Here is a 14,448-nt window from a genome sequence, read left to right as displayed (position 1 = left end):
ATTGAATCACCAGAGATCAAATGCTGACTTAATCTGAATATTAGCCAGCCAGCGTAGCCTGGGAGTAGGTCCAAAGGGCCGAATCCGGGGTTTTCATTTTACAATAAATCCCTATATAAAATTCGATTCACGGGAAATCCAACTTTACAAACAATTATGGTTAATTTTCGCAGAAACTTTTATACCGTATTCTCTTGGTCTAATAATAGGGTGTATTTATTTTATTTTTGAACAAATTGACTTATAATGGCCACTTTTAAATACACATCAAAAGTAGCCAATGCCTGTACAAGAAAACGCGACGCTAAATACCTTCTCTTCTCATTTGATTTTTTGGAGCATGTAGGTTTAATTTCCGTGCCCCATACAGCCAAAGATAGAAATCTAATGGCGCTTCTGAAGCATCCAGCATCAGATCATTTAGAGCTAACACTGGAACTGTTAAGCAACTCTTCATTGTTAACAGGCGCATTGAAACAAGAAAATTTCAACAGAATTATCAGCCATTCCAATCTGGAACAGGTCAATACCGTTATCATGTTTTTGCTTTCAGATAAATCAATGGGCGCGAATTCAGAACAGGAATATTTTGATTGCGTAGTCAATCACAATAATTTACTTGAAGTTACAAGAGTATTAGCGAAAAGGAATACATTAGCGGTTAAAAATCGGCTTGTTTATACCAAGCTGCTTTTAGGTGCTATATCTCCTGAACAAGCCATTCGGGCCTTAGCTATTCTTGAGATGTATGGATTAACCAATTCCTCCTGGTTATCCAGAATTATAAAAGTTCTTTTAAGTCATCGTCATCCCGTCGATTTTATTAATTCCTTTTTATCTTTGTTGCGAGGGAAGTTATTAGACTCGACGTCAGCTGAGAGTTATTTTCAAAGCATCGCATTACACGAAAAACCATTACTTATTGCTAATGTAATCAGGATCTTGGATGGAATCGGTATATTGATGATGCCAGAGACTTATCGTCTGCTGACCCGTCATCCAAATATCGAAGAACTAGTAAACGCTTTGCAGGATCCCAAAGTAATGCATTACCTTTATCAAACCTCAGGCCAGGATGTTCTTGAAATGCTCCTGAAGCATTCTTCACCGCTTCTTATCGTCGCAATTATCCAGCATCTGGACGAAGAATTACTGACAAACTATCATGCAAAAACGAACATAAAAGTCATTACCCGATTTAAAAATCCTGTTTTATTAAAACAAATGCTAGTTGCACTTAAAAGCGCAAATTTGCCAAAAAATCCTGATTGTAGCCAAGCCTGCTTTGATGTAATAACGCAACATGAATACCCTAAGGAAATGATTGATTTAATATCCTATTTGAACATTAGTGGATTACTTCAGTCTCTTCCTTCCAGTAATATCAGAGCCCTTGACAGAAATACAAATCCATGGGTTGTGATACACATTTTTAATAAATTACTTCAGCTAGGCTTCATCCCAGAGCAGGAAAAACAAAAATATTTTGATCTCATAATAAAATATCCTGACCCGGATTTCATTTTAAATACGATAAACCTGATGAACGATATTGGATTATTGAGTAATGGACGAGGCAGGGAAAATTTTGATGCCATTATGAATTGTATTAAAGCTAAGGAAGTGGTTGAAGCATTATGGAGATTACGCACTTCCCATGTATTATTGGCCTCAGAAACTCAAAAGCAGTTTGATGCTCTTCTTATTGATGAAAACCCGATTCGCTACGCTTTATTATATATAGAATCAGAGCAGGTTATGATCGTTCCTCTGTCTTTCAATTTTTTGAAAATACCTGAAAATTTACAGATTATAGATGATTTATACTGGAATGGTGCTTTATCTCATGAGAGTTCTGAAGATTCTGATGCACACGCTGAACATGATATGTTTAATGGAACTCAAGAGTCTATAAAGGATATTTTGGGTGAGTCTTCTCAATCCCCATTATTTGAAATGAATAAAGTCCAAAATAGAAGAGCTGTTTTGAAACATAAAAATGCAACTGCTCTTGCTGCCGCAGTCGATTTTCTTTATCAACATGGACTTTTGAATCAGGATAATTTTAACAGGCTGATAAAGCATAAGCAGATTGATGTTTTAGTTAAAGGGCTTTCTACCTTAAATAATGCCCATTTAATGAGTAGTGATTGGGGGCAAAAACTGTTTAAACAAGTTGCAGCTCATGAAAGTCCTTGGCATGCCGCTGTAGCTTTATGGGAATTTTCTCAGTTTGGATTATTAACAGGGACCAATGTTGATGCTCATATTCGAACTATCGGTGGTTTAAACCCTTCGGACTTGCGCTTATTAGGTGATGCTGTTGAGCTGTTACATCACGATGACCTATTAGACGATGCTGCTCTGCGCCTATTGAGTAGCAGCAGTAATCGTTACGATCTTGCCCAGGCACTGGTTATCTTGAATAACCACGGTTTATTAGCTGGTTATGCTGCAAAGGCAAACATTCAAACAGTAGTCTCTAGCTTGTTTCCAAAAGAAATGGCTTCCGCTTTGGGTATTTTGCATCAAAGAGGCATATTGAAAGGTATTAAAGCGCCAACATTAAGACATAAATTAAGTAAACATAAATCGCCTTATGATTTGGCCATCGCGTGGTGTAAATTAGAGGAGTATGATTTATTAACTGCTGAAAATATAGAACTGGTCAACGCCCACAATAATTCTCTTGCTGCTGCAAGCACACTGGGTACTGTGTATTCTGTGAGTGCCGCTACAGATAAAGCTGATCATTTTTTAAAGAAAGCAATCCGCACAAAGCAAAATCCGGCTGTCATTACAGAGGCAATGCGTGTATTCAGTGATAACGGATTGTCCAATGAATTTTCGGCAACGTTATATCAGAATGCAGTACTGAACCATCCTGATCCAGTGAGCCTGGCCAAAGCTTTTTTCGCGTTTTTACAATCCAAACCTATTAATGAACTATTCCAATTGCAGTATCTTAATGCTATCTCAACACACCCTAACCCGTTGTTTGCTGCAACACTGCTTTTATTACCTTGTTTAGCTGGGCATGAGGCACAAAAACACAGGCATCTAAAACAAATCAATGAACAGAACAACACCCTTGGTGCTCAAACCATCCTGAATGCTTTAGATTCTGTTCACTTATTGTCGGCAGAATTTCTGGAACATCATTTTGGGCTGATTTTGAAATGCAAAGATGCTGATCATTTATCTGTAATGATCACAATGCTTGGTAAGGTTCAACTATTTTCTTCAGACAATGGAAGACGAAATATAGTTTTGCTGTTTCAGCATGAAAATCCACTCATTCTATTTCAGGCGTTAGACAGACTTAACCAGCTGGGTTTGCTTACTTGCGAAAATGCTGAAGAAATACTTATTAGCAGATGCCCTCAATTGCTGTCGCAAGCACTGACAGATTTACATAAAGCCGGATTATTAAATGAGCACAATAGAAATATCCTGGTGAAACACAGTCAACCTTTAGATGCGTCACGCGTGCTTATTCATTTAAGCAATTTTGGTTTATTATCCTTGAAAATGGCCTCCTCTTTTGAGGACGCAATTGCCGGGCATGCCGCACTTGAGACTGTTGCGGATAATCTGGCCAGGTATGATACTGAAGAACTTAATACCAATCGCATGCCTAATGAGCGATATTCTTTAATTATCGACCTTAAAAAATATATTGCCCGGACTGAATTCTATCAGGAAGGACGACCTGGCACGATTGACTTTGAACAAGGCTTTTTGTTTTTTACTAAATCGCGGGGTGCTAACAGACAGGCTAATTATCTGCTGGCTTGTCATTTGTTGAAAGTGCTTCTCTTTTTCCCTGAGATCTCGGTCGGGAATTTGTATGAAAATGTATATGCTTATCGTGCAGAAATTATCATTGAAAACAATATTCAGCATCACAGTGACAGGACTATCCATAGTAACGGATTAAATGCAATTATCGAAAAGCTACGGCATTTGGCTTTGCAAGAAATTAGTGAACTAAACCCATTGCAAACTGATATAGGCGTGGATTTCTGGATGAAAAAAAGGTATGTTTAAGGGCTATTCTCCACGAGGAGAGTATCTTCTTTGTTAACGTCCTTTTTGGAAACTTCGTATACGTGATGAATCAGACTTACAAGCACATATTGATTATATTCACTTTAACCCGGTTCAACATGGATATGTTTCCTCAGTAAAAGAATTGCCATACTCCCAGGCTACGCTGGCTCTTGCTTTGAACAATCGGAAATTACTATTATCAACCAGCCATTTTAACCTGTTGTTCTGTGAAGTTATAAATTGATAAAGTGCATAAGGGGTTTTTTCTAATAACCGAATAGTTAGTTATAGCCTACAATTATTAAAAAACAGGCTGGATGTAACCTCACATCCTTGCATCATTGTTGGCCTGAAAAATAAAGGATTCCTTGAAATGGAAGATTGTCACAAATTACTTGCATCAAAAATAAATGTTTTCATTAGGAATTATATTGGCTATAATGTTTATTTTTTGAACCAGTCAGGGCTTGGCCTTCATGATTTAGGTCTATATTATAAATTAAGGAACTATTATGGATTGGGGAGTTGAATAATTGCAAACCATTTCCGCAACGAAGAAAAATGGAGTTGGCTCATTAGAATATCAACGTATTGCTCATCCCCATTCTGAGCAACATGCAATGGGTGAATTATCCGAAGAGCATTTGCAAAAACAAGCTGATTTTTCAAAAACCATTGAAAACCCTGTTATCTTTGGCAAATTTAATAGTGAGCATCATTACTTAAATACACTCAAACTCGTCCTTTCATCAACGCATGAAACACGAAACAGAATATTGTTTTGCTTAAATGAAATTCTTCCTCAAATTCCCGCAGATGGATCGTTGTTGGATATTGGTCCTGGAGATGGTTCGTTAACAAAAGCTATAGCCCAGCATTTTAAACAGGTTACTTTGGTGGATGTGAACCATAATGCACTAGATAATATGAAAGAGTTATTACCTTTATCTGTGAATAGTACTCAAATTACAGGAAGTATTCTGAATGTTGATTTAAAATTAAGCCAGTATAATTTAGTACTGTTATCACACATGCTCTATTACATCGATCCTCCGTTATGGTTAGGGATCATCAAGTCAGTTTATCAGAGCTTAAAAGATGGTGGGATTTTGGTTATTATTCTGGGTGGAGATGAGCTGGGTAAATCAGAATTAATTCATCATTTTGGTGGCCAAGTATTAGAAATTGACCAACTGGCACATCAATGTCGCAATACATTTGGAGACCATAATGTTCATCTTTATGCGTCTGATGAGTCTTTTGTTACATCCACACAAGAGGCCATGCTTCATATTGCAGGTTTTATGCTAGCAGATGCTGATGTTACTGCATCAAAGGATGAGTTAAATCGTTATATTATCCAAAAATTACAACATTCCCCAAGTCATTTTGAACTGACAACACGGCAGAAGTATATCATTATCAAGAAAAACAGTCTGTTAATGGATGGTCTACATGACTCTGAAACAATACTTCCTGAAATTCAATAAAAATGTTGATGAGCATGCAAAAAAATTTGCTCATCCCTACATAACCTTCGCAATTTTTGGAATTATTACCTATCCATTGTTTTACCTGGTCTGGATGGTTGCGGCTTCTGGTGGTTATGAAAACCTGGAATTACGCTTAGTCACTGTTTTTCTTTGTGTTTTATTAGCTTTAAAAGACTACTGGCCTAATAAATATAAGAAATTTTTTTCTTTATTCTGGTATATAACACTTTTATACAGTCTCCCGTTTCTTTTTACATTTCTTCTATTAAAAAATGATATGTCCTATTCCTGGTCTATGAATGGGATTACAGTCCTGGTGTTATCTATTTTGTTATTAGATTTATTATCACTGTTTATCATATTAACGTTAGGAATTTGTTTAGGATTAATCGTTTTTTTAATCACTGGTGGTGTCCTGAGCTTACCCCCCGATTATATGACTGTTATTGTTACCTATTGCTCAGTATTATTGTTTGGTACGATTTTCTCATATCGCAAAGATCAGCTTAAAGAAAGAGAAAAGAGAATAGCTGCGGAGGCGGCTAATCAAGCTAAATCTGAATTTATAAGTAATATGCAACATGATTTGAAAACCCCGTTTGCGGGTATTAGTGCAGTAGCAATGATGCTGTATGAAATGGAAACTGATTCAGATAAAAAATCACTTTTACAGGACTTGCTCAAAAGCTCTCAACAATGGGAAGCAGTTCATCATCAGATTATTGCCGTGTTGTCAATAAAAGAACCTCAAGCAGTTCGAAAGGAATGGCTTTCTGTGAGCCATGAATTGAATCAAATTAAGGATATGCTATCAGCGACGATAAGGGTAAAAGCACTGGATTTTTATATTGATGAGATTTCAAATCAAGAAAACAAAATAAAAACAGATAAATTGAAATTTAATTTGATTTTATCAAACTTGATCGGAAATGCTATCAATTTCACAGAAAAGGGATTCGTGAAGATAAAGGTCGTGAATGACGGAACGACTTGCACAATACAGGTTATAGATACGGGGATTGGGATTCCTGAGGACAAACTGGATTATATCTTTGAGAAATTCACAAAGTTATCGCAATCGAACAAGTATCAGGATTTTAAGGGGGTTGGTTTGGGGTTATATACTTCCCGTCTGATGGCTATTCAGTTAGGTGGAGATATTAGGGTACAAAGCAAGTTAGGTGAGGGAAGTGTTTTTACACTTACGCTGCCACTTCAGGAAAAAAGCGAGCGACAAGTTCCCTTGCCGTTTCAGGAGTAAAGGGCTTGGAAAATACATCGTCCATGCCTGCTTCGAGACATTGTTCGCGTTTTAGGGGTTCCTCATTCGCAGTGACTGCTACAATTGGTGTTAATGTGTTGTTTATCCTTGATTGATCCATTCTGATTTTTATAGTTGATTCTATTCCATCAATTCCCGGTAATCCTATATCCATAATAATTAAGTCATATTTTTTATTAAGAGCTAAATCTACTCCTTCTTCTCCTGTCATCGCGCAATCAACCTCAAAACCCATACCTTCTAAAATTATTTTTTGCATTTTACTGGCAATGTGGTTGTCTTCAACAACAAGAATATGTTTAGTCAATTGAATAGCCTCTTCAAAATAGGTTTATTTTAATTATAGCTCAAAGGTTAATGGGAAATAATTTTAATGCGCCAGAGTAGCCTGGGAGAAGGCCCCAAGGGCCGAATCCCAGGTTTCATTGTACTTCCAAAGCACAATAAATCCCTATAAAATTCGCTTCACAGGAAATCCAACTTCACAAGCAATTATGGTTACTTTTCGCAGAGACTATACGCCGGGCGGTACTTATTTTTTTACTCTTGTTTTGAACAATCGTAAATCTCAATTATTAACCAGCCAAATTAACCTATTGGGTGAGGCATTCCGGAAAGTTAAACAAAAATATCCTTTTTGTACGGAGGCTATAGTCGTATTGCCTGATCATATACATACAGTGTGGAAATTGCCTGACAATGATTTTAATTACTCTTTACGTTGGCATCAAATTAAATCGAATTTTACAAAAAGTTTAATAAAGGAACACGTAAAAATAATAAAAGATCAACGAGGAGAGTATTCTCTTTGGCAACGTCGTTTTTGGGAACATCGAATACGTGATGAATCAGATTTACAATCACATATCGATTATATTCACTTTAACCCAGTTAAACATGGATATGTCACCTCAGCAAAAGAATGGCCATACTCCAGTTTTCATCGATATGTTCAGAATGGAACATTGCCTGAAAATTGGGGATCTGATGGGGCTCATGGGGAGTTTGGAGAGTGAATGCTTGCGAATGTAAACCTGGGATTCTGCCCTTTGGGCCTACTCCCAGGCTACGATGATAATAGTACTCATTGGCGACGGCTCTTCACTGAGGAAATATGCTTGCAATTTAATCAATGCCGAATGTAAACCTGGGATTCTGCCCTTTGGGCCTACTCCCAGGCTACGTTGATAATATTACTCATTGGCGATGGCGCTTTATTGAGGCAATATGCCTGTACTTTAATCAATACAGGTTATGACAAGAGAATAGAACCTATGTTTAATGAAGAAAAATCAAAACTCATCCGAAATACAGAACTTGCTGCCTTGGGAATGGATGAAATCAATAAAAGATTCCCTCTGGGCGCATTGAACAGAAAAGATGTAGTCGCTACATTGCCTGCAGAAGTGTATAAGGAGCAACTGCTCTTGTTGTTTACCATTCGGAACATGATAAGAGATAAAGATTTTAAGGCAGATCATTTATTTCAGTTTTTACAAGCCGCTCAATGTGGTGAAATGACGTTTTTTGCAGTTTGCAGAATTGAGGAGGCTTGTCCGGAAGCAAAGGTCGAAGCGGTAAGCCTGAAGCATCATGAAATGGTCGTTATTGGTCGAAAAAAAAATTCAGATCCTAAAAATATTCTTACCTGGGGTAAGAACGCAGTCATTTGTGACCCTTGGGCTAAAATGTCTTATATGGCGACATCATTTTTTAAAGTTCGTGACGAAACGCCACACATTCCTTTTTTTGTGAAGGAGGGCGAGGAAATTCAGGAGCATTTTCTTGCTGGTAATCCAAGTATCATTTCCTAGATGCTTTCTCTGATTGGCTGGACTGTCCTAATAAACAATGTTTCATAGAATAAATGACGTTCTGCGATATTATCTATTCCTGGTCGAAATATTGGGACTATGAAACAATCGAAATTAGGATGCTGGAGGATAGGGAGCATGCAAGAATGTGGAACAGTTTATGGAACGTTTTCCAATATCTTTTTAATGAATTATCTATCTACAATGGTATTAACTACATGGACATGCTGATTAATGATCATACGTCTGGATTGGATGATTAACATAATCCTTGTGCTATCTGTTTTTATGAGGAGGTTATTAGCGAGTAGGGTTATTCGCTTGCTGTAAAGTTAGGCATAGCAATTTTTCATTTACCATCTGCATGAAAGATACAAAAAAAATTAAAAAAAGATGATATAATTAACAACATGCAATTAAATAAACCATGGAAGGAATAATGTCATACCATTTCATTAATCACTTTTCTCATGCTGTAAACCAGTATGCTAATAAACCCGCCCTATATTACGACAATGCTATCTATAGCTATGAAACCATAAATAGAATGTCGAATAAAATTGCTCATTTAATAGCACAATTTGACCTTCCTAAAGAAACCATTATTCCTTTGGTATTGGAAAGAACACCAAATATTATTATTACCATGTTAGGTATCTTAAAATCAGGATGTGCTTTTTTACCAATAAGTCCATCTTCCCCATGCTCTCGCATCGAGTATATTTTAAAAGAAACCAAAGCCAAGATCTTATTTTGTGATATTCAGACTGCATTTATGGTACCTGAAGGGGTACATCAAATAGATCCTGCGACACTTCCTTCTTGTGATGAGGACGCTTGTTGTATGACCTATGAAGATCATGATCTTGCCTATGTTATGTATACCTCCGGTTCAACTGGAACACCAAAAGGTGTTTTAATTGAACATCAATCAATGATGAATTTATTTATTTCATTAACTGAAATACTTAATTTTTCGAACAGCGATTTGTTTCTTGCTTTGACAGATTACACATTTGATATTTCCTTAATTGAATTACTCATGCCGTTAACTCTTGGTGCTTCTATTGTTCTTACTGAACATGGTGTTGTAGCCGATGGAAAAAAAATAAAACGTTATTTAAGAGATTTTGATATCAGTTTAATGCAAGCAACGCCATTAACCTGGGAAATTTTGTTAAAAAATGGTTGGGTAAATAATGGATTAATGCGGATATTAGTTGGCGGGGAGCAGTTTAAAACCAATCTTGCTCTAAAGCTGCAGTATGAAAAGGGAAATGTTTGGAATGTATATGGTCCAACTGAAACGAGTATGTGGTCGATGATATACCATGTGAAAAACTCTTTAAACTCCGATTCAGTTCCACTTGGAGAGCCTATAGCTAACACCTATCTTAAGCTTATTGACGAAGAAGGTACCTCTAAATCTGAATTATGTATCGGTGGTTTCGGAGTCGCCCGAGGTTATTTAAATGCTGAAGAACTTACCCGAGCAAAATTTATCGTTGATGAACAAGATAATATTCGCTATTACAAAACAGGTGATTTGGTAGCGCCTACAAACAACAGTATGTTCTGTTATGTAGGAAGAAGAGACAACCAGTTAAAATTCGGTGGTATTCGAATTGAAGCAGGAGAAATAGAAGCTACAATTGAGCAAGAAGTTTTTGTAAAAAAAGCTGTTATAAAAATTCATGAACATAATGATTATTATAAAACCTTGGCGGCTTATATAGAAATTGATGAGGCGCTTCTATTTTCACATGGTACGCATATTATCAGTGAAGACTCATCTGAATATATGGGTAAGATATATGATGAAGCATATGTTCATGCTAAAGAGTTTGAATATGACACTATAAATACGTGTGGCTGGCAGAGTTCATTTACTGGTACTACTTTTCAAGCTGAAGAATTATCCGAGTCTTATAATAACATTCGTCAATACATCCATAAATCCAATCTTGAACACGTACTTGAAGTGGGTTGTGGCACTGGATTTCTGCTTTTGGACTACTTGCCAAATGCTCAAAATGTGACATTGGTGGAAATTTCACAAAAAGCAATAGATTATGTGCAGTCTATTGTTCCTAAAGTGTATCAGCATAAAATTAATTTTAAATTGGAATCTATAGTTAATATTCATGGGGTAAATCAATACAGTTGTATTGTTGTTAATTCGGTGATCCAGTATTTACCTAGCATTAAATCACTTTTGGATACAATGAAACAATTGGTTAAAGCAACAAGGGCTGGTGGAACTATTCTGATTGGTGATGTACGTTCGCTCGAATTATTAGAGTTATATCTGGCTATAAAGCATGCTTGTCATCATCAGCAAGGTGCCGAGGTTTGTCCTTCGAGTCTATTTTATAAATCACGCGATAGTGAAATTGTATTATCCCCCTTGTTTTTTTATGCATTAAAACAGCATTTCAAACGAATAAGTTGGGTAGATATCAGCGTAAAACACGGACACCATCTGAATGAACTGAATTATTTTCGCTATGATGTGATTATTCATATAGAAAAAGAGGTGAAGCAGGTTGATTGTCATGTTTTGGCATATAATGAACTACATCACGAAATGATGTTGAGCGAACTTACAAATCAAATCACAAAACCAATCAAAATCCATAATATACCCTATGACTATTTTTCTTCTCTTTGCAGTAAATTGTCTCTAATCGAAAATCACTATCTAGATCGATTAATAAAAACAACCACGCATTCATTAGACGAGACAAAGAAAAAACAGGCATTATTGTTAATTAATGGTCAATTTGATAAGTTTGAGATATTCATTCAATATCAATCCAATGCCCCTCAAAGCCATTTACAAATGCTTTTAGTGCCTATCACCGATAAACAAGTTTTAATTCGTCCAGTTGAGAAAGAAAAGTTTGATTCGTTTCATGCTTATTGTAGAGAACCATTTAGTCCATGGTTACAAAAATTTTGTTTTGATCATATAAAATTGAATGTCAAAAAGCACGTCATGTCTTGGGTTAATCCCTCCATTTATATTTGGGTTGAACAATGGCCGCAAACTATTAATGGAAAATTGGATAGAAAACAATTAGTACTCCCATCTTCTTACCATCCCGAAGAAGAGAGTGGGGCAATTTTATCACAGCTCAAGCATATTTGGTTTAATATAACAGGTGATAATGCTTTAGTTACTGAGGAGTTTTGGACGCATGGTGTTTCTTCATTATCTATGTATTATTTTTTAGCTACTATAAACGAAACTTTCCATCTGCATCTGACCTATCATAAATTTCATCAATACAATACTATGGAAAAAGTAGCAACGCATATTGAACAATTGCTTAAGACCTCTTCGGAAAATGAACTATCCTCGGAGCAGATTGAATGAGAAATAAAACCTCCATAAATCAAGAGACTCAAAGCATAAAAGAAGGTTCGTTTTTTGAGCTATCTCCACAAGAATCTGAAACCATTGTTTTTTTTCTTAATCAAAAATATGTGATTGAGAATATAATATTGAAAACGAGGCAAAGTTATTTTTCAAAACTTCCTTACTTTAGTAAGAAATCATTTACTACAGCAATTTCTTATTTAAATCTCGATAAAAAAAGTGTTTTGACATTGCTGGAACAGGCAGAATCAGCTTTATTTATTCAACAAGAATTAAGCGACAATAACCATACCTGCGAATACATGGTATCAGTGGCTTACACCTTTCCTTCTTGTGTCGTGATATTGACTGTCATTGATAGAACCAATGAAGCCTTAAAAGCCTATATCAACACGATTATTAATACATTGCCAGGTGCTATCTATTGGAAAGATACTGAAGGACGATATCTTGGATGTAACCAATTTGTTGCTAATATGGCTGGATTTGATCGCCCCGAGCAAATTATTGGCAAAACAGATTTTGATCTATGTTGGAAAGAGTTCGCTTCAGATTGGCGTATTTTTGATCTAAAAGTGATGAATGAAAATAAAACTCATAAGACAGAAGAAATTGCCAGATTAGCGGATGGACGTCTTATCACTGAAATTACGATAAAAAGCCCTTTGTGCAATGATAAGAAAGAAATTGTTGGCATTATCGGAACATCAATGGATATTACGGAGCAAAAGAATTTAGAGCAGGACTTAATTGCAGCACGAAAAAAAGCAGAAGAGGCAAGTCATGCGAAGACGGAGTTTCTTGAAAACATGCGCCATGATATTCGAACTCCTTTAACGGGTATTATAGGATTTGCTGAGATTCTTAAGATGGAGTCGGATAAACCACAATTTAAAGAATATGCTGAGAATTTGGTTGCTTCAAGTCATGCCCTGCTTGACTTCCTGGATGAAGTATTAGAAGCCGTACGAGTAAGCTCGGGGGAAATTCCAAAGATGAAGAAAAAATTCAATATAAAAAAAACGGTGTATGATCTTATTGAGTTAAATCGAGCTAAAGCAGCGCAAAAGAATTTAGATTTAATCATAAATTTTGATGAAACAATCCCTCCTTTTTTAATAGGAGATAAAGTAAGAATTCATCGTATTGTATTGGAACTTATAACCAATGCTTTAAATTTTACTGATTTTGGATATGTTACTTTATCAGTACAACTTGCTAAGCGTGAAGAAAGGGGCATTATTTTAAAGCTTATTGTGGAAGATTCGGGAATCGGCATCCCGAAGGAAAAGCAACAAGATATCTATTTGCAATTTAAACGTCTTACGCCATCATATCAAGGAATTTATAAAGGTGCTGGTCTTGGACTTTCTGTTGTTAAACAATTTATAGATGATGTTGGTGGGGAAATTTATGTTGAAAGTGAAATAAGAAAAGGCTCACGTTTTACTTGTATTCTTCCTCTTCAGGAGCCACTTCTTGATGATGAGTTAGGAATAGATGGGGAATGGGAAAATACTACTGACAAGTGTTACGAAACAACATTTGCTAAAGAAGTGAGGCCAAGCCCAATTGAAATTAATACTCAAAAACATCGTGTTCTGATTGTTGAGGATAATCTTATTGCTCAAACAGTGGCAAAATCAATAGTAGAGAAATTAAACTGTGAAGCAGACATTGCTGAAACAGGAAAGAGTGCAATTAATTTCTGGAAACAAAAATCCTATGATTTAATTTTTATGGATATTGGCTTACCTGATTTGGATGGTTATGAAGTCACTCATCTCATCCGGGTTCAAGAGAGTGTCAGAACCACGCATACCCCTATTATTGCACTTACTGCTCATGCAGGGGATGAAAATAAAAAGAGATGCATTGATGCGGGTATGAATGCTGTGTTATCGAAACCTTTATCTATTATGAGTTGCTCTGATATTTTAGATGCCTTTATTCCGGGTAAACGTCAGGAACTTCAAAATCCGAAACAAATTAATGGATCACTTGAACTCCCGGAAGAGCATGGGCTTATGTTTGATCTATCTCAATTTCCTCTCTTAGATCTTGAGGATGGAGTTAAAATAACAGGTAGTCAATCTATCTTGTATGAGACTCTGGGATTTATGATTCAAAATTCATTACCCAATGATTTTAAGCTTATGAATGAAGCTCATGAGGAATTGGATTGGGATAAAACGCAACAACTAGCTCACAAAATAAAGGGTGGCGCAGTTTATGTCGGCGCAATGAAAATGAAGATGGCTTGCCAATATTTTGAACGTTATTGGAAGTCTGGGCAACATGATTTATTGGAGCCACTTTATCTGCAAGTTGTAAGTGTTATTTATGAAACTATTAAAGAAATAAATAATTGGTTACAAGGACATGAGTTCACTTTGCATAAGCAGTAGCAAATCTTATTAATCA

Annotated in this window: 8 protein-coding genes; 7 read left to right on the top strand and 1 reads right to left on the bottom strand. The window is 36.1% G+C overall.

Annotation, left to right across the window (positions count from 1 at the left end; all coding sequences use genetic code 11):
• Nucleotides 1–246 precede the first annotated feature (246 nt).
• From G543_RS0104950 to G543_RS0104935, 3 genes are all read left to right on the top strand, one after another.
• Nucleotides 247–4,050: a hypothetical protein gene (locus G543_RS0104950; protein ID WP_028383554.1), complete on the top strand. Its 3,804-nt coding sequence runs from the start codon at nucleotides 247–249 to the stop codon at nucleotides 4,048–4,050.
• Nucleotides 4,051–4,586: 536 nt separating this feature from the next.
• Nucleotides 4,587–5,543 carry a class I SAM-dependent methyltransferase gene (locus tag G543_RS0104940; protein WP_028383553.1) on the top strand — a complete coding sequence of 319 codons (957 nt, stop codon included), beginning with the start codon at nucleotides 4,587–4,589 and terminating at the stop codon, nucleotides 5,541–5,543.
• A 94-nt stretch (nucleotides 5,544–5,637) separates the two neighbouring features.
• A complete protein-coding gene (locus tag G543_RS0104935; protein WP_162145880.1) occupies nucleotides 5,638–6,807 on the top strand; it encodes a sensor histidine kinase in 1,170 nt (389 codons plus the stop codon).
• Here the strand turns inward: G543_RS0104935 and G543_RS18640 are convergent.
• Nucleotides 6,749–7,135 (bottom strand): response regulator, encoded by a 387-nt coding sequence (locus G543_RS18640; RefSeq protein ID WP_081675611.1) that lies wholly within the window; start codon nucleotides 7,133–7,135, stop codon nucleotides 6,749–6,751. The two genes, G543_RS0104935 and G543_RS18640, sit on opposite strands and share 59 nt — an antisense overlap.
• A 187-nt stretch (nucleotides 7,136–7,322) precedes the next feature.
• On the opposite strand from G543_RS18640, the gene G543_RS0104930 reads away from it, so the two are divergent.
• The 4 genes from G543_RS0104930 to G543_RS0104910 all read left to right on the top strand — a co-directional run bounded on the left by G543_RS0104930 (nucleotide 7,323) and on the right by G543_RS0104910 (nucleotide 14,432).
• A complete protein-coding gene (locus tag G543_RS0104930; RefSeq protein ID WP_028383551.1) occupies nucleotides 7,323–7,844 on the top strand; it encodes an REP-associated tyrosine transposase in 522 nt (173 codons plus the stop codon).
• A gap of 168 nt (nucleotides 7,845–8,012) precedes the next feature.
• Nucleotides 8,013–8,642: a hypothetical protein gene (locus tag G543_RS0104925; protein ID WP_133141312.1), complete on the top strand. Its 630-nt coding sequence runs from the start codon at nucleotides 8,013–8,015 to the stop codon at nucleotides 8,640–8,642.
• A gap of 439 nt (nucleotides 8,643–9,081) precedes the next feature.
• The gene (locus G543_RS0104915; protein WP_028383549.1) at nucleotides 9,082–12,021 is read left to right on the top strand and encodes an amino acid adenylation domain-containing protein; all 2,940 of its coding nucleotides are present in this window, start codon (nucleotides 9,082–9,084) and stop codon (nucleotides 12,019–12,021) included.
• The gene (locus G543_RS0104910) at nucleotides 12,018–14,432 is read left to right on the top strand and encodes a response regulator (protein ID WP_238584702.1); all 2,415 of its coding nucleotides are present in this window, start codon (nucleotides 12,018–12,020) and stop codon (nucleotides 14,430–14,432) included. The genes G543_RS0104915 and G543_RS0104910 overlap by 4 nt, the downstream gene beginning before the upstream one ends.
• Nucleotides 14,433–14,448: the final 16 nt, after the last annotated feature.

Source organism: Legionella moravica DSM 19234, from assembly GCF_000423305.1.
Lineage (GTDB): Bacteria > Pseudomonadota > Gammaproteobacteria > Legionellales > Legionellaceae > Legionella > Legionella moravica.
The sequence above is the reverse complement of the archived record's forward strand: the minus strand, read 5'-3'. Positions and strand labels throughout refer to the sequence as shown.